General features: G+C 70.6%; 23 protein-coding genes. 11 read left to right on the top strand and 12 right to left on the bottom strand.

Annotated features, from left to right (window positions below):
- Nucleotides 1-957 precede the first annotated feature (957 nt).
- The 4 genes from OG906_RS43185 to OG906_RS43200 all read left to right on the top strand — a co-directional run bounded on the left by OG906_RS43185 (nt 958) and on the right by OG906_RS43200 (nt 2,686).
- Nucleotides 958-1,584, top strand: coding sequence for a hypothetical protein (locus OG906_RS43185; protein ID WP_329448958.1), 627 nt, complete (start codon nt 958-960; stop codon nt 1,582-1,584).
- A 138-nt stretch (nt 1,585-1,722) separates the two neighbouring features.
- Nucleotides 1,723-1,869, top strand: coding sequence for a hypothetical protein (locus OG906_RS43190; protein WP_329449385.1), 147 nt, complete (start codon nt 1,723-1,725; stop codon nt 1,867-1,869).
- Nucleotides 1,870-2,070: 201 nt separating this feature from the next.
- A complete protein-coding gene (locus OG906_RS43195; protein WP_200729773.1) occupies nt 2,071-2,454 on the top strand; it encodes a hypothetical protein in 384 nt (127 codons plus the stop codon).
- A 67-nt stretch (nt 2,455-2,521) separates the two neighbouring features.
- Entirely contained in the window at nt 2,522-2,686 is a 165-nt protein-coding gene (locus tag OG906_RS43200; protein ID WP_181411809.1) for a hypothetical protein, read from the top strand.
- 990 nt (nt 2,687-3,676) lie between these two features.
- Here OG906_RS43200 and OG906_RS43205 read toward each other — a convergent pair.
- The 12 genes from OG906_RS43205 to OG906_RS43260 form a co-directional block, all read right to left on the bottom strand.
- The gene (locus OG906_RS43205) at nt 3,677-4,654 is read right to left on the bottom strand and encodes a hypothetical protein (RefSeq protein WP_329449386.1); all 978 of its coding nucleotides are present in this window, start codon (nt 4,652-4,654) and stop codon (nt 3,677-3,679) included.
- Between the two features lie 50 nt (nt 4,655-4,704).
- Nucleotides 4,705-4,977 carry a hypothetical protein gene (locus OG906_RS43210; RefSeq protein WP_024126945.1) on the bottom strand — a complete coding sequence of 91 codons (273 nt, stop codon included), beginning with the start codon at nt 4,975-4,977 and terminating at the stop codon, nt 4,705-4,707.
- A 524-nt stretch (nt 4,978-5,501) separates the two neighbouring features.
- On the bottom strand, nt 5,502-6,026 hold the full coding sequence (locus OG906_RS43215) for a hypothetical protein (RefSeq protein WP_329449387.1): 525 nt from the start codon (nt 6,024-6,026) through the stop codon (nt 5,502-5,504).
- A gap of 31 nt (nt 6,027-6,057) precedes the next feature.
- Nucleotides 6,058-6,603: a hypothetical protein gene (locus OG906_RS43220; RefSeq protein WP_329449388.1), complete on the bottom strand. Its 546-nt coding sequence runs from the start codon at nt 6,601-6,603 to the stop codon at nt 6,058-6,060.
- 214 nt (nt 6,604-6,817) lie between these two features.
- Entirely contained in the window at nt 6,818-6,946 is a 129-nt protein-coding gene (locus OG906_RS43225) for a hypothetical protein (protein WP_267929054.1), read from the bottom strand.
- A gap of 386 nt (nt 6,947-7,332) precedes the next feature.
- On the bottom strand, nt 7,333-8,199 hold the full coding sequence (locus tag OG906_RS43230; protein WP_329449389.1) for a hypothetical protein: 867 nt from the start codon (nt 8,197-8,199) through the stop codon (nt 7,333-7,335).
- A complete protein-coding gene (locus OG906_RS43235; RefSeq protein WP_024126952.1) occupies nt 8,196-8,636 on the bottom strand; it encodes a hypothetical protein in 441 nt (146 codons plus the stop codon). The genes OG906_RS43230 and OG906_RS43235 overlap by 4 nt, the downstream gene beginning before the upstream one ends.
- A gap of 9 nt (nt 8,637-8,645) precedes the next feature.
- Complete coding sequence (locus OG906_RS43240) at nt 8,646-9,686, bottom strand: hypothetical protein (protein WP_329449390.1); 1,041 nt, start codon at nt 9,684-9,686, stop codon at nt 8,646-8,648.
- On the bottom strand, nt 9,683-9,853 hold the full coding sequence (locus OG906_RS43245) for a hypothetical protein (protein WP_329449391.1): 171 nt from the start codon (nt 9,851-9,853) through the stop codon (nt 9,683-9,685). The genes OG906_RS43240 and OG906_RS43245 overlap by 4 nt, the downstream gene beginning before the upstream one ends.
- 63 nt (nt 9,854-9,916) lie before the next feature.
- Nucleotides 9,917-11,467, bottom strand: coding sequence for a DUF2637 domain-containing protein (locus OG906_RS43250; protein ID WP_329449392.1), 1,551 nt, complete (start codon nt 11,465-11,467; stop codon nt 9,917-9,919).
- Entirely contained in the window at nt 11,464-11,748 is a 285-nt protein-coding gene (locus OG906_RS43255; protein WP_329449393.1) for a hypothetical protein, read from the bottom strand. Before OG906_RS43255 ends, OG906_RS43250 begins: the two co-directional genes overlap by 4 nt.
- Nucleotides 11,745-12,383 (bottom strand): WhiB family transcriptional regulator, encoded by a 639-nt coding sequence (locus OG906_RS43260; protein ID WP_329449414.1) that lies wholly within the window; start codon nt 12,381-12,383, stop codon nt 11,745-11,747. The genes OG906_RS43255 and OG906_RS43260 overlap by 4 nt, the downstream gene beginning before the upstream one ends.
- Nucleotides 12,384-12,561: 178 nt before the next feature.
- On the opposite strand from OG906_RS43260, the gene OG906_RS43265 reads away from it, so the two are divergent.
- From OG906_RS43265 to OG906_RS43295, 7 genes are all read left to right on the top strand, one after another.
- The gene (locus OG906_RS43265; protein ID WP_329449394.1) at nt 12,562-13,293 is read left to right on the top strand and encodes a GntR family transcriptional regulator; all 732 of its coding nucleotides are present in this window, start codon (nt 12,562-12,564) and stop codon (nt 13,291-13,293) included.
- 1,031 nt (nt 13,294-14,324) lie between these two features.
- Entirely contained in the window at nt 14,325-15,977 is a 1,653-nt protein-coding gene (locus OG906_RS43270) for a hypothetical protein (RefSeq protein WP_329449395.1), read from the top strand.
- A gap of 1,504 nt (nt 15,978-17,481) precedes the next feature.
- The gene (locus OG906_RS43275; RefSeq protein WP_329449396.1) at nt 17,482-18,435 is read left to right on the top strand and encodes a hypothetical protein; all 954 of its coding nucleotides are present in this window, start codon (nt 17,482-17,484) and stop codon (nt 18,433-18,435) included.
- 171 nt (nt 18,436-18,606) lie between these two features.
- Nucleotides 18,607-18,882 carry a hypothetical protein gene (locus OG906_RS43280; protein WP_024126962.1) on the top strand — a complete coding sequence of 92 codons (276 nt, stop codon included), beginning with the start codon at nt 18,607-18,609 and terminating at the stop codon, nt 18,880-18,882.
- Nucleotides 18,879-20,012, top strand: a complete 1,134-nt coding sequence (locus OG906_RS43285; protein ID WP_329449397.1) for a conjugal transfer protein — start codon at nt 18,879-18,881, stop codon at nt 20,010-20,012. The genes OG906_RS43280 and OG906_RS43285 overlap by 4 nt, the downstream gene beginning before the upstream one ends.
- A 16-nt stretch (nt 20,013-20,028) precedes the next feature.
- Nucleotides 20,029-20,370, top strand: a complete 342-nt coding sequence (locus OG906_RS43290; RefSeq protein WP_329449398.1) for a hypothetical protein — start codon at nt 20,029-20,031, stop codon at nt 20,368-20,370.
- A complete protein-coding gene (locus OG906_RS43295) occupies nt 20,367-20,933 on the top strand; it encodes a hypothetical protein (protein ID WP_212728525.1) in 567 nt (188 codons plus the stop codon). The genes OG906_RS43290 and OG906_RS43295 overlap by 4 nt, the downstream gene beginning before the upstream one ends.
- Nucleotides 20,934-20,946: the final 13 nt, after the last annotated feature.

Consider the following 20,946-nt stretch of genomic DNA (forward strand, 5'->3'; position numbering starts at 1 on the left):
TACAGAGGGCGCAGAGCGCCCTCTGAAAGACCGTCAGCGCAGAGCGCTGACCGGCCGGCCGGGGGCCGGCCGAGGAGCCGGCCCGCGGGGCGGGCCGGAGGCCGGCGGGCGGTCCGGCCGTGAATTCGGTTTCTCTTTCCTGTGGTTGGGGTTAACGAATGGCTGGCTAGGTGGAGGGGTTCCCTCGGTGGTCCTGGCGGGCCTTTTCTGTGGTTTCTCGACGGGTTTTCAGGTTGTCCCGGTGGTGTTTCTCTGCGGGTGGTCCTGATTTCCTGTGCTGCCAGATCATTCTAGGGGTTCGAGTCCCTGGAATTCAAGTTGTGCGGTGGGAATTGACGGGGTGTCCGCTTTCCGTGCCCGGGGGCTGCTCCGGCGGGGCCGGGGTGCCTCTGTGGGGGCTGTAGTAGCAGCCTACAGGGCTCTTGGCGGGTTGGGGAAGGGGTTCCGGGTGTGTGGCGTTCACGGGATTCTGTGCGGCTTTCCGGGGCGCATGTGGGGTGGCGTTAGATTCGGGGGTTCGCTGTTTGAGGGGGTGTTAGATCCGGTGGTCCGGGGTGTTAGATCCGGGGCCGCTCCAATCGGCGCGTACGGGGCGGGTGTTAGATTCGCGGGTTGGGCTGGGGCGGATTTCCGGGGTGGCGTTAGATTCGCGTTGTGGGCCCGTGGGGGGTGTTAGATCCGGAGTCGCGCGGGGGCGGGGTCGGGCGGTCGCCGGTGGCTCCGGTGGGGTCGGGGCGAGTCGGGGGCGGGCGCGGGGGTGTGGGTGTGATCGGTCGCGGGGTGGGGGTTGCGGGGGGATGAGGTTCCTAGTTGGGGGTTGGTTTGGTTGAGCGTGTGGGGGTGGTCCCGTTCCTGTGTTGCGTATTCACGATTCGATGTGTACAGTAGTTATCACGAGGTCGGGGGAACGAAGAACCGGCCGAGAAACCACCTACTGACTCCCTTGGAGGGATCTTCATGTCCGGTACCCAGACGTTCACCACCCCGGCCGGTCACACCTACTCGTACGCGGTCGAGACGGGCGAGAACGGCGAGTCGGTCTACGACCTGTCCCGCGTGCTCCAGGACGGGACCTTCCCGATCGGCACGGTCGTGGTCCACCCGAACTGGGAGCTGTTCCCCAAGGTCGAGGGTCTGCTGAACGTCCAGTTCGGCAAGGGCAGCGGGACCAACCGCCACGAGCGGACCGACGCCCCGAAGCTCGGTGACATGGAGCTGCCGTACGTGGTGGGCAGTCACCTGGTCAACCCGGCCGACCTGACCGCCGAGACGGACAACGGGGCCGCGCCGCTGCTGAAGTTCCGCAAGCAGATGCTCGGGGCGGCCTTCGAGACCAGCGCCCCGGCCGAGAACGCCAGCCAGGACACCTTCGACAAGGTCCGCGACCTCGTCACCGCCCTGGTCACCACCTACCAGGCCGACAAGAACACCCCGGCCCGCGAGGCCACCTACACCAAGTTCCTCAACGCCCAGCGCGCCGAAGCCATCCAGGCCCAGATCACCAAGGTCGACGACAAGGCCCAGGCACTCGCCCTCATCCGCGCCGAGCTGGTCGAGAAGCTGAACGGCTACAAGACCGCCTAACCCCCCAGGACAGGGCCGGGCGACCCCAACCCCCCACAGGGGCCGCCCGGCCCGACCCCCCAGACCCCCACGGGCCACAGGGCCCCCGGGGGACCCCGAGCTACCGCACCGCCCAACACCAGTAGAGATGAGCCGAAGATGCCGCAGCGCAACAGCCAGCCTGAGATATCCGCCTGCCCCGGATGGGGCGAGGAGTGCGGCAACGAGACGGAGAACGGAGCGGACCTCTGCCCCGACTGCCACATGGCACGGCTGGACGCGCAATCCCCCCGGATCCCCTTGTAGCCCTTGCCCGCGACGGCGGTAGTCCCAGACCAGGGCCGGGCGGCCCGACCCTCCAAGGGCCGCCCGCGCCCACCACAGGCCCGGCCCCGCACTCACCGGGGCCGGGCCACCCCCGCCTACCGTCGGTCGCTCTGTTGCTTATTCTCTTTTCATTGTGTAGTGTTATCACATCAGCCAGTCGCCGCCACCCTGGGAGATTCCATGTTTGCCCTGCTTCGCCGTTCGCCGAAGGTCGCTACGCCCGTCACCGAGAAGTCGGCGATGTGCCCCGCGACCGGGCTTCCGTACGGTGAGCCCGGCTCCCTGGAGCGACTGACCTGGATTTTCGCCGAGCAGGACCTGGAGGACATCCAGGAGCGCATGGAGTACTTCGCGCAGCGCGCCGCCGCGCGTCCCGAGTCCGGCCTGATCGTGTCCATCATCAAGACCCCCATAGCCCGTCCGCACATCATCCGCATCGGGGACTTCGAGTCCGGCGGGGACCGGCGCGGCGGCACATGTGTCGAGTGCGGGACGCACGGTGAACTGTCCGCGCTTCGGGACCTTGCCCGCGATGACCTCGGCTGTGGGGCGGCTCGGTTCTAAGCACCGGGTGCCGCCCCGCCGGGGCGGCACCCTAGTTCGACCCGTTGCGCCACCGAAAGGACCCCTGATGACTGACAGCAAGATCACGGAGTTGCTTGCCCGCGCAGCGAGTGGCGACCCCGAGGCCGCCGCCGCGTTCATGCGAGCGCGGGCACTGCGACTGCACGCGGCGGAGCGCGTCAGCGCCAGCGGCCGGGCCGCCGCGCGGCGGATGCTCCGGGCAGCCTCGTAATCTCGCGCGCCGCTCCCCTCCCGGCGCGCCCCTCCCCCCGTCCCCCTTGCTCGCGCCCCGCTCAGCGTTTCGCTGGGCGGGGCCGCTTGCGTTCCGCAGCCCTCGGCGACCTGCTCAACTCCCCGACCCTCTCCACACCGTTGCGGCTCTCTGTCTCATGCTCGCCGTCCCTGGGCCGTCCCGCTTCCGTTCTCCCTTCCTGTCTCGTGCTTCGTGGTCTGTCCGTGTCTCGTCTGTCGTTGTCTGCTCCCTCTGTTCCTTTACCTCTTCGGCTCTTGTGCTCTGCTGCTTTCCTCTCGCTTGCTGTTGTCGCTCCGCCCGCTCTCGCTCTTCGCTGCTCCTCTTCCCCCTCTCCTCCCGTCCTGCTGTTGCTCCTCTTTCCCTCCCTCCCTCCCGTCCTGCTGCTGCTCTCCCATCCGTGTCTCTTCTTCCTCTCCCCGCCGGCTTCCTCCTTCCTGTCGTTCGCCTGTGGCTCTTCGCTGATGTCCTCATTGCCCTTGGGGGTCTCGTAGAGAAGTAGTCGGCGCGTCCCAAGCCCCTTGACCGTCCCCCTGAAGTGCAGGTTTCCGTGTCGGGGGCGCAGCGTGGGGGCAAGTTGTGGGGCAAGTTGAAAGGCAAGCTGTAGAGCAAGTTGCAGGGCATGTTGTGGGGCAAGTTGTAGGGCAAGTTGGCTTTTGGCGGTGGTCTGCGGGGGCGAGTCCTGACTTTCGCGTGGGGGTGATTTCTCCCCTCTCCCCGGATGTCGGAGGGGGGAGAAGTCGCCCCCACGGCAGTTGCGTTCTCGGGGAGGAGAAATCTCCCCCCTGGAAGGGGGGAGATTTCTCAGTGGCCAGGGGGGAGATTTCTCAGTAGCTGTGGTGGGGGAGATTTCTCTCCCTCTCGGGTTGGGGGAGAGAAATCACAGTCCGAGGGAGTGGCTCCGGGAGGGCCGGCGCAGGTCGGGCGGGCAGTTCGGTGTCGGCGGTTCTGGCCGGCTGAGACGTCGTGGGGTCATGCTCCCTGCGGCGACACGGTGGTCGCGACCGGCCCGTTGTCGGCGATGCGCCCATCGAGGCAGAGCTCGCGGTAGCCGGACGTGTAGGTGAAGCCGTGGCCCTCACAGGTGGTGCAGTCCGGGGCGTGGGCGGTGGGGGCGCCGAAGCACTGGATTGGCTCTTGGTGGACTGCGGTGCCGTGGTGCTCCCAGGTGAGCACGGTGAGGACTTCGCCGGTGCCGTCGCAGCCCCCTGCGCAGTCGTGGGGGTGCGGGTGGTCGTCTTCGTCATGGTCGTCGAAGTCGCGGAAGGCGTCCAGGAGGTAGGCGCGGGCGCGTAGGTCGCTCAGGGCGGCCCGGCGGTCGAGGGCGCGCAGGGCGTGGCCGGCGGTGGCCGCGGCCGCCGCTGCGGCGTTGTCGGCCGGTGACGCGGTGGCGGCCCAGTCGAGGAGGAGCCCGCGGGTCATGAGGTGTTGCCGTTGTTCGCTGACGACGTCGACGGCGGGGAAGAGGGGCGTGAGGCCGAGGTTGGCCCAGGCGTAGGTGTCGAGCATTTGGCGGACCAGCCGGGGGCCGGATCGGCGGAACGGGCGCTGGTGCGGCAGAGAGTCGTCAGTGGCGTGGGGTGCTCGGTATGCGTGGCCATGGGTGTGGTGGTGGAGTCGGGCGTATTGGGCCCGCAGGTGGTTGAGGCCGTTGTGGGGGTGGTCGTCGAGGGCCAGGCCGTCGACCTTGCGGAGGAGGGCGCCGTGGTCGCGGGCGGCTTCGTAGAGGTCGGGGTCTTGGGTGCGCAGGGCGAGGACGTCGACGAGCACGCCGGCGTGCAGGAGATGGAAGCGGCGCAGGGCGGGGACGGCGTTGCTGTCGGGGTCGTGTTCCAGAGTGTCGGTGAGGCGGTAGTGCGCCCAGCGCGCTTCGAGGATGAGCCGGGTTATGGACGGGCGTTCGTTGCGGTACGCCCTTACGGCGTGTTCGGGGTGCTGGCCGACAAGCACGGAGGTTCCCTTCAGGGTGACTGGTGTGCGGGGCCTGGTCGGCCCGCGTTTCATCGGGGCGTTGCAGGCGAGGTCACGATGGCGTCGGCCAGGCGGTGAAGGCGGACGTCCTGCGGAGCTGCGGCCTTGAAGACGCGGTGCGCGGCTCCGGCGGGGGCGTGGGGCAGTGCGAAGACGCGGCCGCGGTCGAGGGCGGCGAGGAGGTGTGCGGCGTGGTGTTCGCAACCGTCGGCGCCGGCGTTGTCCTGGTCGAGCACGGTGACGACGATGGGGCCGGCGCAGGGGGCGGGAGTCGTCGGGAGTGCGGCGGGGCAGCGAGCCATCGGTCCTCATCTGGTGGGCTGTGTGAAGCGGCTGGACGGAGCGTGTGGCCGCGCGAGGGTGGCGTGACGGAGCGTGCGTCGCGGTTAGCGTCGTTCCTCGTCAAGGAGATGTGCGTGGCCCCAGGGGTTCGGTTCCGGGACCGGGCGTCCGTGCGCAATGTCGCGGAGGCGGTCGCGGCGGCGTTCTTGGACGTAGCCGCGGCAGTGCAGGGGGTCGTGCTGGGAGGTGGGCCAGGCGGAGGCTGTGGCACACCAGGGGCAGTGCGGTCGCCGGGTCAGTCGCCGGCAGAAGGCGAGGCCGAGCAGGGTGACGGCCGCTCCGAGGACGGTTCCGAGAACGAAGGGGTGCATTTGGTGTCTCCCACTGGATGATGCGGGGCCACCAGGTGGTGGCCCCGCATCGGAGGTAGTCGGGGCGGGTGTGCTGGGGGCGGGTAACTGGTCGCGTGGCAGCGGATCGCCAGGGAAGAGGGCCAGGTGGGCCTCGTCGGGGCTCTGTGGCATCAGATTTCGTCCCGCTTCAATCACCACCAGTGCCGGAACAGGTAGTCACCGCGCGGGAGTTCGCCACGGCGGATGAGATCGGCGAGGATCAGGTTCAGCGACGGGGAGAAGGCGCGATCGGCGAAGAATCGGCTCTCGAACACGGCGTTCTCAAGGTCTTGCGTATCGGGCGGGTTCGCCTCGGCGGTGGCTGGTGTGTTCTCGTCAGCGACGCGGATACTCAGCCAGTAGTCCAGCTCGGTCATGCCGGTCTTGTAAACGACCTCACCGATACCGGAGTCCCAGCCCAAGTACACCCTCGCCTCATCGAACTGGTCGAGCGCCTCCTCGTAGTCCCCCTCGGAGGCGAGTTCGTACAATTTCACGCTGTCATTGGGGATGTGCTCGTCGTCCCGCTGACAGCCGCGCAGCGAGTTGTACGGCTTGCCGTAGACGCGCTCGGCGATGGCTTCGATCGGGATGTGGCCGTTCTCGGCGGTCGCATATTCAGCGTGCGGCTCCAGCATGTAGATGCTGTAACGCGTGTACTGGGGTGCGTCGGGCATGACGGATCTCCCTCTGGGTCTCTGGGGGCCGTCAGATGCGGTCGTGGAGATCGGTGTCGTTGTAGGTGGTCTCGGAGACCGTGATCCATCCGGTTCGGTCGCCGTCGCGGAGCCGGAGCTCCCACTTGCCTGCTTGCCAGTGCTGACCGGTCTGGTTCCGGCCCACGTACTTGCGCTGGCACTGCTTGGTGGGCTGGCTGCTGTCGGGCTTGGTAGTGCCGGAGGTACCTCCGTTCGTGAGCGACTTGCCGGGCGGGGTGCCGCCGGAGCCGCCGGTGGTGGTGTTGTTGTTCTTCTTGCCTGTGCCGCCCGACGAGCTGGACTTGCCGCCGCTGGACTTGCCGCCGCTGGAGCCGCTGCTGTGGCCCGCGAAGGAGGTGGCAGTGAACGAGCTGGTGCGGATGGTCGAGCAGTCCTGGCGGTACACGTCCTTGTACTCGGGGATCCAGCGACCGGCGTAGCCGCGCTTGTCGATGACCTCGCCGTGCGTAACGGGCCTATTGGCGCAGCCGGTGAGGGCGAGGAGCGCGGCGGTCGTTATGGCGGTGCCGAGCGTGAGAGTGCGGGGCGTGGTCACGGTGGACTCCCGGAAGGTGTGTGGGTGCGCTCAACTGCTACAGGTGTCGTAGGCGAGCTGCGTGTGACACGGATGCGGAACTTTCTCCGTCGAGATCCACATTACACATTGAATTCTCAATACGCAACGTCCAGTTGAGTGCGCGACCTCACTGGGCTTTCGTCAGTCGATGGTTGGCCGGGACGGGGCAGGAGGCACCACTACGCGGCCCCGGTCAGCGAATGTTCTGGGTGATCCAGGCGATCACGCAGACGGCTGCGATGATCGCCCACATGCGCAGGGCGGCCGGATCTTTGGCGATCGGCCGGGCGTTGGATTCGAAGACCTCGACCGTCGGGATCATGCCGGCGTGAACGGTATCCCGGTGCTCATCCCGCTTGGCGGAGGCCTGGTCCTTGGGCAGCCATCCTGTCGTGACCTCGCACGGGCCGCACCCGTACCGCCATGCCACCGCGGGCTCCCCCTCCACTGGTCCTCTGAAGTGTGCTTCGACCGTACCGGGCGGGCGCGCGCGGCGGGACGGGAACAAGCCGGTAGGGCGCGGTAGATGGGCGCGATAGGCGCATCTACCGCTGGGATAGATGCGCAGGTCAGGCAGTCGTAGATGCGGCTAGTAGGGGGTGGGTCTGCCCTCTGCCCGGTAGGGGAGTGGAAGCCGGGGGAAGGCCTGTTGTGAGCGCCGAGCCGCCCCCTCCGGACGGCGGCCGGCAGGGGGCGGCGGCGGGTGGTTCAGCCGGCTCCTGCAGGGGGCTGGATGAGGGTGATCTCGGAGGGTGGGGCGGGGGCCTCGGACGGGGGTGGGGTGGGGGCGTTCGCGGTGAGGTCTGGGACCAGTTGCGGGGGTACGCGTACGGCCCTGCCGAGGGACTGCTCGAAGTCCTCGATGTGGACCCCGAAGTAGTTCCGGCCCCGGATGCCCATCTGCTTGCGCACGGGGATGCCGAGGGCCTTGCACTTCTGCCTCAGCATGGGTTCGGTCCAGTCGGTCAGCATCTCCTTCGCGTGGAGGATCTTGAGGAGGGTGTCGGTGTGGACGCCCTTTCGGTCGCCCTTGGGATCCGTTCGGACGGCGAAGGCGACGTTGTGCTCGACGAACAAGCCAAACGCCGCGTCCGCTTCGGCCGGGCTGACGGTGAGCGGCTCCGCTTCGAGGTCCTCCTCCCCCGCCATTTCATGATCGTTTTGGATGTCGGTGCTCGGTTGCTCCTCCTCGGTGACGGTGGGAGCTCGGGCGGCTTCCAGGTCCTTCACGGTTCGGCCGGCCGACAGGCCGGTGCGGACGGCGACGGTCGTGACGAGGAGGAAGCCCGCGCCGCCGTAGGCGTACCAGAGCCCGGGATGTTTCTCCGCGAAGTAGAGGGCGATGTAGCCGGCGGCACCGAGGGCGAGCAGGCGGACTCCGAACCCGCCGCTCTCCTCATCGCCTCCGCGCAGCCAGGCGCCCACGTAGCGCAGCACGACCATGGTGGCGCTGGCCACGACGGGCACCTCGCGGACGAAGGGGATCTCCTCCAGCGTGGGCTTCCGTCGTTCTCGCTTGGCGGTCTTCGTCGTATCCGGCTTTCCGGGCCGAGTCTCGTCGGGCTTGCCGGTCATGCGCCCACCAGGGACAGCGCGGCGGTGGCGACGGAGATGACAGCCCGCCAGATGGAGCCCTGCGCCGCGGACATGGCGGCCGCGGTGAGCATCCCCCACAGGGCTCCGGTGAACGGCACGAGGGGGGCGAACGCGGACAGCACCAGCAGGATGATCACCACGCCGGTCATGCCGATGCCGCCGAGGTCGGGGTTCGCGGCCACCTGCCGCGGGATGTCCTGGACGGCGGTGCCGAGGTCGTGGGGCCAGGAGCCGGCGCGCAGGAAGGCGAGCTCGGCGAAGAAGCCGACGGCTTGGGCGGGGCCAAGGGCCAGCTTCTTCCGGCCCTTCCCCTTGATGCCGTAGATGAGTGTGACGATCAGGATGACGCTGATGGTGGTGGCGGACATCGGGCCGAGGGCGCTGGATCCGGCCCCGGCGGCGAGCAGGCTAGTCACGGGTATCCCTTAGAAGGTGGGGGCGGAGAACCACAGAACGGCGATCCCGGCGGAGGCGACCGGGATGTGGGTGAGAAAGCGGACGACGGCGCAGAACGAGGGCAGCCGGTACAGCCACTTCTCCACGAAGGCGGTGATGCCGCCGCCGACGACTGCAGCGAGCACGATCACGCCGCCGCCGACGATGAATGGGGTGGACGGTTCTGTGCTGCCGGCGGCAGCGTCGTGCATGACGGCGAGCGTCCACTGGGGTAGGCCGGTGTTCCACTGGGCGGTGAACATGCCCCAGCCCCAGGCGCCGGCGGTTGCGGCTGATCCGTTGTGGAGGATGAACCGCTGCAGCGGCGTGAGCGACGCCCACCAGGCCGTGAGGGAGCCGCGGTTGCGGCTCCGGCCGGCCCTTTCCCCTGCGGGTGCTGAGGAGTCCTGGCCAGTGCCGTAGTAGTGGTTGTGCACCTCGTAGGTGCCCGGGTCTGGCGCCTGCGGATCGTCGGTCTTCTGGACGCGGTACCAGTCGGGCTGGTCGCTTTCCGGCTGCGGGAGGTCGTCGTCGCCGGCCGGGCCCTCGGCCTGGTCCTCGGCCTGGTCCTTGTCCTCGTGTCGGCGCCAGGGGACGCGGGGCGGCCACCCTCTCTTCGCCGCCTCACCCACGCGTCGCGTCTCGGATAGCTGCGCCGGGTCTGCCGTGTCGTCCTGCTCCTCGGGGAGCGTCGGTTCGTCCGCCCGGGCCTGCTGCTCAGGGAGCTCCGTGAGGTCGATGGTCTGTCCGGGCGCGGGCAGTCGGCCGCCGCCGGGCTCCACCGGGTTCCTCCGGGTGGCGGCGACGGGCTGCTGGTCCAGGGCGGGGTGGGCGGCGGCCTCGGGCTCTTCGTCGACGGGCTGCTCGGCATGACCGAGCGGCCGGACACCGATGCGGGACAGGACGCGGCGCAGCTGCGTCTCGTCAGCTCCCACGGTGTCCTCCGTCTCCGGGGTGGCGTGCGGTTCGCCCTGGATGGCGTCGTCGTGCGCCCGGCTGCGCCGGCCGCGGGTGGAAGGGGTGGTGCTCACTGCTCGCTCCCCTCGTGGGGGGCGGGGCGCCGCACCAGGACGAGGCGGGGCCGGCGGTGCTGCGGGGCGCCGACGGTCCGGGCCGGGCGGCCGGCGTTCACCTGGCGGCGGGCCGGTGCAATGAGGTCGAGGGCTTCGTTGACGTGCTGGTCGAAGGTGGCGGGCATGGGTGGTCCTCACGGTCGTGCTCGCGGGCAGCCTTCGGGCGCCCTGCGGAGCGGGGCGTCAGGTCAGGGCTGGCGAATACCGGCTGCTGCGGGGAGGAGGAGGCCGCTGTCGTGCTGCTCGAAGTCGCCCACGGTCGGGTCGAGGGCGAAGCGCTCGTCGATGGCCAGCTGCTGGCCGGCCGGTGGCAGGGCGGGATCGAGGGCCCGGGGGGCGGCGGCCGACTGCGGCGGCTCGTTCGCGAGGGCGAGGGCCTGGTCGAAGTGGTCCGGCTCCTCGCCGTCGGCGCCGTGCGCCGCGGGATGGGATGCCAGCGCCTCGGGCAGCCACTCGGCCTGCGTCTTCAGAAACCGCTTGGCCCGCGGGTTGCCGATGCCGAGGGCTTCGGCGCACTTGTTGATGCCCCAGGCGAACGTGCCGTCATCCTTGCGCGGGACGGTCTCGACGAAGGCGGCCATGACCTCCTCGTCGGTCTTCCGCTCCGCGCCCGGCGCCTCATCCTGCTCGGCGTCGACGTCCGGGTGCGGCGAGGCGGTGTCCTCGTCGCCACTGTCGTCCCCGGGCTCACCGCCCTCAGCCATCCTGGCCCTGAGCTGCGGCTCTTCGTCGTTGGCGGGGTGGGATGAAGGCGCAGGATGAGGGTCGGCCGCCTGGGATGGGATGGTCGGCATGGTGCCGATCAGGGTGCTGAGGATGCCCTCGAACGCGGCGGGATTCCTCAGGTTCATCCCGGCGATGTCGGACTGGCGTACACGCATCTGCAAGCGGGCGACGACGCGGTTCAGGATGGCGGGGTCGGAGCATCCTGCTCGTTCGCTGGCATCCTGTGCGCGGGCGTCGGCATGCATCTCGACGAGGCGGTATACCCAGCGCGTCATCCCGCCGGCTCGCTTGACCGCGTCCTGGGCACGGCGCAACCGGTACCAGCGGTAGGCCGCCCGGGAGATGCGGACCTCGGCGGTGGCTTCCTCCTGGGCCAGGTCCTGGCGGGCGGCGAGCAGCAGCGCGACGCGGAAGGCCTCGACGGGGTGGAGCAGGCGCACCAGGGCGATGCGACGGTCCGGGCGTCCGCCCTTGTTGCGGGCGGCGCGGCGCTCCTCGAGCGAGCCGATCTCCCAGAGCACGGCCGCCAGGACCGGCCACACCGCGCGAACGGCGCCGCCGAGGAGGGAGGCGGCTTCGGACGCGGAGAAGACCGAGCTGATGCCGGCCAGAATCCAGAAGAGAGCTCCGGACAGACCCGGCCCATCGCCGTCGCGGGCGCGGCGGCGGCCTCGGCGGCCGCAGACCATCGCCGCGACGTCCAGTGCGACGAAGGGCAGGAGGTCGAACGGAGCGTCCAGGCCCATCTGGTGGTGGCCGACCCGGCGCAGACCGGTGGCCGAGAGGGCGGCCGCGGCCGCGGCGATGACGACGGTGAGGACGTCCTCGATCCGGCGGCCACGGCGGTCGGCGGCCGCGGCGCGCTCGGTGTCGGTGAGTGCGGCCAGGGCAACGCGGCGCCGGCGCAGGGCGATCGCCGGCCCGAGGGTGAGGACGAGCGCCCCGAGGACGAACTGCCAGCTGCCGAAGAGTTCGGCCAGGGCCGCACCATGGGGGGCGAGGTCGGGTGTCACGGGGAGTCCCTCCTGGCGAGGTTGCTGGCCGCATCGGCGGCCCGGGCGCGCAGCGGGTCGTCGCTGGGCGGGGTCGGGTCCTGGGTGATCCAGTCCCTGTAGGCGTCGCGCTCGGCCGTGGCCTGGCCGAGCAGGACCAGGAGCAGCACGGTGAGCGGGTTGACGGGCGGTACGTCGGCGCCGGCCGGCACGAGGACGGGGAGTAAGAGGACGTCGTCGCGGCGGGCGAGGGCGCTGACCAGAGCGCGGTTGAGGGCGCGTTCGTCGCCGGCGGGGGTCATGCGGCGACCGTCCAGCCGGCGGCACGGCGGTAAGCGGCGACGAGCTCGTCGCGCCGGCGGGCGGCCTCGCGGATGTTCTCGATGTTCTCCAGGCGCTTCTCGGGCTTGCCGGAGGTGCCGAGGTACTGGCCGGAGAGCCTCTGCAGTTCCGCGCCGGCGGCGATGCGGGCGCGCCGGGCCTCCGAGGCGCGCCCGTCCAGGGCGCGGGCGCGCTCCAGCCTGGTGGTCTCGGCGACCAGGCGGCGGGTCAGCTTCTCCGGAGCGAGGCCGCCGCGGACGCCGACGGTGTCGTCGTCGCGGAGGGCGAGCTCGGCGCACGCGGCCCGTACCGGGCAGACGGTGCAGTGGTCGCGGACCGTGCGGGCGCGGCGCTGCTGCCAGTCGGCGTCCGGTTCGCCGTCCTCCTGGTAGAAGTTGTCGACGTCCGGCTGGACGGTGTGGCACACCGAGTGGGTGATGGCCCGGCGCAGCTGCGGGGCTCGCAGCTGCTGGGCGATGAGTCGGCCGTCGTGGCCGGCCAGGTAGCCGCCGGCGACGAGGTCGTCGATCGACTCGGTGTCCGCGAGGTACCGGGCGATGCCGTCCTCGGTGAATCCGCGGGCGTCTGCCGGCTTCGGCGGGTGGGCTGCCATCATGGTGTTCACGCGTTCTCGTCTCCTGCGCTCTGGTGGGTGAGGGCGCGTTCACGGCCTCCGGGGGGACCAGCCCCGGGGGCCGCTTGCTTTTTCACGCGCCATCTGCCTTAACTGCCTTAATGCAGTTGCGTCAGATGATGCACGCCATTGGCGATCACGTCAAGGAGAGGTCGAGCGGATGAGCCGAGAGTTCTGGCGGGTGCGGCAAGATGTGCCCATGACGTCCCATCACCCGCACGAGCAGGTCGCGGCCGCGCTGCGCGCCGACATCCTGAGCGGCAGGCTGGCCCCGGGCGATCAGCTCCCCGGTCAGCGTGAGTTGGGTGAAAAGCTCGGCGTCGCCCCGAACACCGTGGCCCAGGCGTTGCGGCTCCTCGAAGAGGAGGGCCTGGTCGAGACGGCCCCGCGCCGCCGCAGTCGAGTGCTGCAGCCGGCTCTCGCCATGACGGTCCGCCTGCACGAGGACGGGCTGATCCGGCTGGCTGAGTCCGGCGACGGCGGCCACGACGACACGAGGCGCGGGGTTCCTGGTACCGACGCCGCCGCGGTCGAGGCTCTGGGCCTCACACCGGACGCCGTCCTGTCCGTCCGCCAGTCGGTGCTGCTGCAGGCCGGCATCCCGTGGGCGCTGCAGACCCTCTTCACCCCGGACTTGCTCGCGGTGTCGGGGGCCGAGGCCGCCACCGTCGCGCCGTTCACGGCGGGCACGCTGCGGCGCGAGGACAGCCACACCAGCAGCTGGGGCGCGAGGTCGGCCACCACCGAGGAGTGCTCACTCCTCAAGTCCAAGGCCGGCACCGCGGTGTTCGAGATTCGAAGAGTCGGATATACGGATGAGCGCCCAACCTCATACCTTTTGACGGTAGTACGTGCGGATCGGGTGACTATCCGCACGGGAAGCGCCAGTTAGTAACCCTCTGCGTCAACTGCCCCCTCTTGGCCGCACTTTTCGACGTCGCGTGGACAACGCGCTGAGTGCGTGTGCATGGCGGCTGTCAGGGGATAGGGTGACTTCCGCTTGATCCAAAACGCCTCACCTCGGGCCCCCGGCGCACAGCGCCGAGGACGGGCCCGGCGAACCGAGAAGGCGGTTCTCCCATGACCAGCACCGCGCAGACCCGGGGCGGCAGCGCCGTGCTGGGCGCGGCGCTGCCGTGGGGGCGGCCCGGCACGGCCGGGCCCAGAAACACGAAATCCCCCGGGAAGGGGGAGTTGAGGATGTCGTAGGTCTTCCGGGCGGGCGCCTCTAGCAACGGCTGCTCCTCGCCCCTCTCCACCGGCTTCGGAGTTAGCAGCTCCTCTGCCGGCCGTCACCGCTCCGACCCGGGTTAGCAGCCCAGTCCGAGCGAGGGCCGGACCGAATGGTCCGGCAATCACTGCCCTCCAGCAGCAATCCCCCCGAAGGGGTTTGTCGTTTCCCGGGGCGACCCGGGAGAACGGGGTCCATCTTGCAGTACACCCATGCCCTTTGTCAGCTCGGACGCCATCGAAGCACGCCGATCGCGGTGGTTATTCGCCCGTCCGTGACGCCAGCGCCACGCTGCGTTGCCGCTCTCTGGGTCGGTGCGGCCCGGATCCACCGTGGCCCACAGCGGTCCGGCGGTCTGCCCTTGACCAGCTTCAGCCGACACCCCTTGACCAGCCATGCCGAAGCCTCGCTCCCCACACCTGGCCGACGAGCCTTCACGGGCCCGGTCAAGGGGGCCTGCCGCCACCCCAGAGAGCCCCTTGACCCGCAGGTCACAGGTTCGCTGGGGATTTTTTCGGCCGGACTGTCACACCGTCGGCTTTTTCGACACCCGTAGCAGCTGAAGGACCCGTTCCTTCAGCCCTCGCCCGAGTGCCTCTGGCCAGACCCCAGACCGCGCGTCCTTGCCGGACGCCGTCGAGACCCAGCGCACCCGAGTCGCCGCCCCGCGGCACCGGTGCGCCAGGAGAAGCGTGCCCCGCACAGCAGCACCACCGAGTAGCCCGCCGCCGGCGGGCGATCAGGCGCGCCCGCAGCGCCGCCAGCGGGTCAAGGTGCCCCTGCGCCTCGTCACCAGCCCGCACTACGCCGACGTCGCGCTGACCGCGTACGTGAAGATCGCCGCGCTGGCGTCGCGTCCCGAGGGATGCACGGCGGCGACCGTGACCATCGCGGAGTACGTCGGCCTGTCGAAGTCCTCCGTCGAGCGCGGCATGACGCAGCTGATGCGCCCCGGGCCCGACGGCGTCGTCGAGCTGTCCTCGACCCGCCGTTCCCTGCCCGGCGGATGCGGCACCTCGGCGGTGCGCCGTACCCGGCCCCTGTCCGCGACCGAGCGGTTCGTATGGATCCCGGTGGCCGCCTCCGAGGACCTCACCCCGCGCCAGCTGCGCGCGTACGCACTCATCGCGTACGCCCAGGCCCAGCGGATCCCGCTCACCGAGTCGGAGATCGCAGGGGCGCTCCACCACTACAGCGGCCGACGGGCCGGCCAGCCGCTCACCACCGCGGCCGCCGGGGAGATCGTCGACGAGCTGGAGGCCACGCGGTGGATCACCGTGGAGCGCAGAGCCGGCGTGCGCGGCCGCCACCACTTCATCGCCCACGACATCCCCGCCGCCCTTCCTCAGGACCCCTGTGGACAACCGTCCACTGCGGACGTCGCACCCTCCTCCACCTCTGGTCCTGGTGAGGGATCGGGTTCCTCGGCTGATGCGGGATCACTCGCGACTAAGGAAGAACCTAGGACTGACCGACCTGATGACGAGCGCGCCCCCTTCTCACCCGCCGTAGGCGAAGTACAGGTAGGTGAAGCTGTGGAAAACCGCGGTGCGCAACCACCGCGCGGCGACGGCGACGGTGGACTCGCGCTGCGCGCGGATGACCACCAGACCCCCTCGACCACCCCCTTGACCAAGCCCGCGGGCACCCCCTTGACCAACCACACCGGCACCTACGACGGACCCGGGCTCACCATCAGCGCCCGGGTGCACGCCGTTCTCGAGCCGGTGCACAGGCTCTACCGGCAAACCAGCGTCTACATGCAACGGCGCATCGCCCGGGAGGTCGGCCAGCAGCTGCGCTCCGGCATCGACGACACCCGGCTGCGGCAGCGCCTGGAGGCACGGGCCTGCCGGTTCTTCACCGACGAGATCCGCGACCCCGGCCGGTGGATCCTCGGCGTCGGCCTGCCGCACTGGGGCTGCGGGATCTTCGACTGCGAGGCCGGTGTCCTGTGGAGCAGCGGCCGCCGGTGCTCGGTGTGCGAGGAGATCGTCCGCGACCGGCGCCGCGCCACCGCCCAGCCCGAGGCGCCCACTCCCACCCTCGTCGTCCACTCCACCCCCACCGACACCCCCACCCCGCGCTCCACTCCCGCCATTCCCCGGGGCCGGTGCCCCGAGTGCGGCTGCGCCGTCCTGCTGCTGAACCGGACAGAGCCGGGCCGCAGGTGCAGGCCGTGCCGAGAGGAGCACGAGGGGATGCGCGCCGGCCGCCCGTCCTCAGCGGTGGAGCCCGAGGCGTGCGCGGGGTGGGACGGCAGCGGATGCACCCGCCCGGCGCTCGGTTCCACCGGCCTGTGTGTCCGATGCCGAACCCGGCATCTGGAGCGGGCCGCATCGTGAGCCGTCCACTCCACCGCTCCGGGCTCTCCACACCCCGGGTGGCGATGGGCCGACCACGCCGGCGCCACGTTCCACACAGCGGGCGCCCGCCGCCGCCCGGAGGAGCTCAACGATCCGCGACGGGCCACGGTGGTCCTGACGTCTCAGAGGCGCCCCTTGACCAGCTTTCGCGGCGGCCGATTTCCCCTTGACCCGCGCCCTGGTCAAGGAGAAACACGGGCCCGCGACAAGCCGCCGTGGAGTCGCGGTCGAGGGTGGGGCGGCGCGAGCGCACGCTGCCGTCGCCACCGCGGCTGGCGTGACGCACCCGCCATTCCCCACCCGGCCACTTACGGAGCCCACTCCCCACCGCTCGGTCCCGCGCGCAGGGTGGGCTCCATCCGGTGGCACTGCGCCCCGCAATGGGGCCCACCCGATGGAGAGTCGCCTTCGTCCATCGGGTGTGGTCCATCGGCTCGGACCACCCGATGGGCGACACCCAGTGGGCGACACCCGGTGTCCGTGGACACCCGGTGGACGGGGTGTGGTTCATCCACTCGGTGGGCTCCATCCGATCCGGTGCACCGGTGGCGCCCACCGATGACGGACGGTGGACGAGGCGATGGGGTGGCCCCGGTGGCCGGCCGAGCCGCAGGCTGGATCGCGGTGAAACCGCGCGTGCCACCCACCCGAGGTGATCGCCGGCAGACACCTTCCGGCGATCGCCTCGCCACCCTCTCCTCTCCCCCTTGACCAGCTTCACCGCATCATCTGGCCCCTCGGCCACCCCCTTGACCGGCCGTGCTTGCACCCCTTGACCGGCCGTGCTTGCACCCCTTGACCACGGGACGGGACGCCTGCTGTTTCCCCTTGACCTGGGCCCGGGTCAAGGGGAAACGCAGCAGGCGCCAGAGGGCCAGGATCCGATGAGGCCGGCGCACGGCACCGGCACGGGCAGCCTCTGTCCGATGCGGGCGGCCGCCGAGCAGGGGGAGCCGCGGGGCGCGGCTGGCGCTTCCTCCCCGGCGACACCCACCGGAGCCCGGCGCCGTGCAGAACGGCGTGTGAAGGCGATGGCGACCCGGGGTGTCTCGGACCCAGTTCGCGATGGCGTCCATCGCGATGGGCCGATGGGCGGGACGTCCCGGCCCACCGTGGGTGGCCAGTGGGTGGAGGTTCGTGAGCCCTGCGACGGGGCGTGGTCCATCCACTCGGTGTGCTCCATCCGGTCCAGTGGATGGAGCCGGCTCCGCGGTGCCTTAGGTCCGTCCACTGGAAGTGGTCTCCACCGCGTCCTCGGTGGAGTGGGTCGCTGCCATCCACCTCGCCGAGTGGATGCCATCCCCCTTGACCTCTGCGCCCACCCCTTGACCGCGGCCCCCCTTGCCCAGTGGGCCGCCGGGTGCCGAGGGCCGGTTTCCCCTTGACCTCGTCGCGCCGGAATCGCCGTCAGACCGCGGTCAAGGGGGGCCTCGGGAGTGTGAGCGCCATCGAGACCAGATGGCGCGAAAGGACGGACACGGACGTGGCCACCACCCAGCACACCCCGGCACTTGACTCCTCCGAGTCCACAACCCGCTACGACACGCTCGCCCTGATGAACCGCGACTGGGACGTGCTCTGCCGCGACCTGAGGGCCGCGGACCGCGTCGCCACGTGGGCCGAGGAGCACCCCGACCTCGCTGGGGCAGCCAGTCCCCAGGACGTGGTCGACAAGATCTCCGTCTACTACCGCCGCGGTGACTTGGACGGACACGACCGCGTCATGCACCTGCTGGTCGAGCGCGCCGGCGGGACCGGCTTCGACGCCCACCTCGCGTGGCGGGTGGCCGTACGCGTCCTCCTGCCCAAAACGGTCCTGATGGCGAAGACGCAGCAGCGCTCGTACGGCCTTCCGTGGGACGACGTCTGCGCGACGGTGCTGGGCGCCGCCTTCGAGGTCGTCCGCACCTACCCGCTCGACCGGCGGCCGCGGCGGATCTTCAACAACCTCGCGCTCGACACCCTGCAGCTGACCCGCCGCACCCTGGCCGCCTGCCTCGACGACATAGAGGACGTCCAGGAGTTCGCCGCCGGCGTCGCGCCTCTTGCCTCAGCTGAGTGCCACACCCGCTACGCCCACGTCGTCTCCAGCGAGGACCCCGACACCCCGCACGGCACGGTCGAGCTCGCAGACCTGCTGATGCGCGCTGCCCAGATGGAGCTCGTCGGCGTCGACGAGCCGCCCTTGGCGCGTCACGAGGCGCGGACGGAGGTCCTCGACCTCCTGCTGTGGGCGGTGGAGATCGGAGCGCTGAAGGAGCTCGAGGCGCAGCGCATCGCCCGGTACTACCTGTCCACCTCGCAGCGGCCCGAGCAGCGGCACATGACCACCCGCTCCATGGGCCACGAAGGGGACCTGCTGCGGCAGCACGCCAGCCGTGCCGTTCGCACGCTGCGCACGAAGTCGCCCCTCGCCCAGTACCGCGCCGCGGCCTGAGAGACGCCGGCCCGCGCCGTGGATTGACCGCCGCAGAAGTCCCTCGAAAAAACTTCGGCCCGACTGTCACACCGCGGACTTCCTCGACACCTGTAGCAGGCGAGAGGCCCGCCAGAGCTCCTCCAGCCCCTAACGCCCCGCCCCCACCCTTCAACCTCCGGGAGAACCGACGTGACCACGAAGTCCCCGGCCGGCACCGGCCGACAGCTGCTCGACGCCGACGAGGCCCGTGTGGCCCGTGCTTCGCGCGAGCTGACCAAGATTGCCGCCGCTCTGGTGAGCCGGCCGATGGACCGTGACCTGCACCAGCAGATGCGGGCCTTCCTCGACAGCGAGTCGGAGCCCGCCCTGGCGTCGTGGGATGTGCTGCTGGCCCGTACGCCGGCTCAGCTCAAGGAGCGCATCTCGACCGTCCTGACGGTCCAGGCCCTGCGGACGGCGTCGTGAAGCGCCAGCGCCGGCAGCGGAAGGCCGACAAGAAGAAGCAGTTCGTCGAGGCGGAAGTCTGGGACGAGGAGGTCGAGGAGCACCAGGAGTCGCCGACGGACCAGCCGGATGAAACCGGGTGGAAGGCGAGCACCGCCCACATGTCCGGGATCTCCCGGCTGGCCCGCGTCGGTGTCTGGGCTCTCGTGGCGTCAGGCCCGGCTCTGGGAATGCTGGCGTTCCTCAGCGCGTCCGGCCCGGCCCAGGGCGCGACGAAGCCGGTCGTTGCCGCAGCGCCCGCGTCCTCGGTCGGGCCGGCCGGCTTCGCCGAACTGTTCGTCGCCGCCTACCTCCAGGCCGGCCAGGGCACCGAGCGGGACCTGGCGCCGTATTACTCCGGCTCGTTCGCACTGGCCGTCAAGCCCGGGACCCGCGAGGCCACGCAGTCCACCGTCCTGGCCTCCCGTGAGGTTCAGCCTGGCTACTGGTCGATCACCGTGGCCGCCGACGTCACGGCGCACGACGACAAGGGCAAGGCGAAGCGCCTGGGGGTGCAGTACTTCCGCGTCGGCATTCAGGCCACTGGCCCGGCCAGTGCCGGCGGTGCCGACAAGGCGGCATCCGATGCCGGCTACGCCGCGACGTCCCTGCCGGCGCAGGTGGCCGCACCCGCCTCCGTCAAGCCCGGCGGCCTGGCGTACGAGACCGACCGCGGGTCGAGCAGCGCCGACCCGTCGGTGGAGACCGCGCGCGGGTTCCTGGCCGCCTACCTCACCGGCTCCACCGAACTCGACCGCTACACCTCGCCCGGTACGCGGCTTCAGCCCATCAGCCCTGCGCCGTACGCCGCGTTGAAGGTGACCGGCGTCCAGGACGACTCGTCCGGCTCCGGCCAGCAGAAGGTGCCGGCCGACGGCACGGTGCTGCACCAGCTGGTCCAGGTCGATGCCACGGACCAGGCCGGCAGCCCGGTCTCGCTGAGCTACGCGCTCACCCTCAAGTCCCGCGCCGGCCGCTGGGAGGTCGCGTCCGTCGACGACGCCCCGGCCATCCGCGCGAGCAGCCCGCCTTCCGCGGCGCCGCACACCACCACCACCCCAAGCCCCGACGCAGCCACGGCGACTCCCTCGCCGTCGCCGTCGAACTCCTGAGAAAGAGGAATCGTTCATGCACACCCTGGCAGCAGCCAACCCCGACCACGTCGTCCTCGCCGGCGACGTCCTCGACTGGGCCAACACCAAGACGGGCCAGGTCCGCACGCTGGTCCTCACCGTGGCCACCCTCATGGCGATCATCGCCGTGCTGATGGCCTGGTGGAAGACCCGCTCCTTCGTCGGCACCCTCGTCGCCTTCGTCTTGGCCGCCCTCGTGCTCTGGGGCATCAGCAACCTCAACGTCCTGAAGACCAAGGTCGGCTCCGAGATCGACGACACCGCGGCCTCGGTCTCCGTGGTCCACGCTCCGGACGAGGCGCCCGCTCTGGCGGGTAAGGGCTGGCGGATCTCGTGAGCGCCTCGGAGGAGGAGCTGATCGGGCACTCGTACACGCGAGCCCGTAAGCACCCGCTCGTCATCGGCAAGCTCCCGGGAGCCGGTCGGCTCCCGGGAGGGCCCTACACGATCACCCAGGTCATGACCATGGTGATCAGCTTCGGGCTCCTCGTCATGACGAGGGGCCTGTGGGCCCACTTCGGCGCCATGAACTTCATCCTCATGGCGCTGATCCCCTGGGGCCTGGCCTGGGTGCTGCGGTACGCGCGGCTCGACGGCCGGGACCCAGCGCGCGCCGTGCGCAGCCTGCTCATCTACTCCTCCACTCCGGCCCAAGGGCGCCTGGCCGGCAAGCCGCAGCGGGTCGCTCGACCGCGACTGGCGACCGCCACCTGCACGGTGCGCGTCCGGTCCGCCGAGCGGCCCGCCCCGGCGGCGGCCGCCACGAAGCCCGCACCGGCGCCGGTACGCAAAGCCCGCCCGGCACCGGCTCCAGCTGCGGCTGCGGCTGCGGCTGCGGCGGCCCGGCCAGAGCCGAAGACCGGGCTGCAGGCCCTCCTCGCCTCCCTCGACGAGCAGTAACCAGCTGCCTCGA

The sequence above is a fragment of the Streptomyces sp. NBC_01426 genome, from assembly GCF_036231985.1.
Lineage (GTDB): Bacteria > Actinomycetota > Actinomycetes > Streptomycetales > Streptomycetaceae > Streptomyces.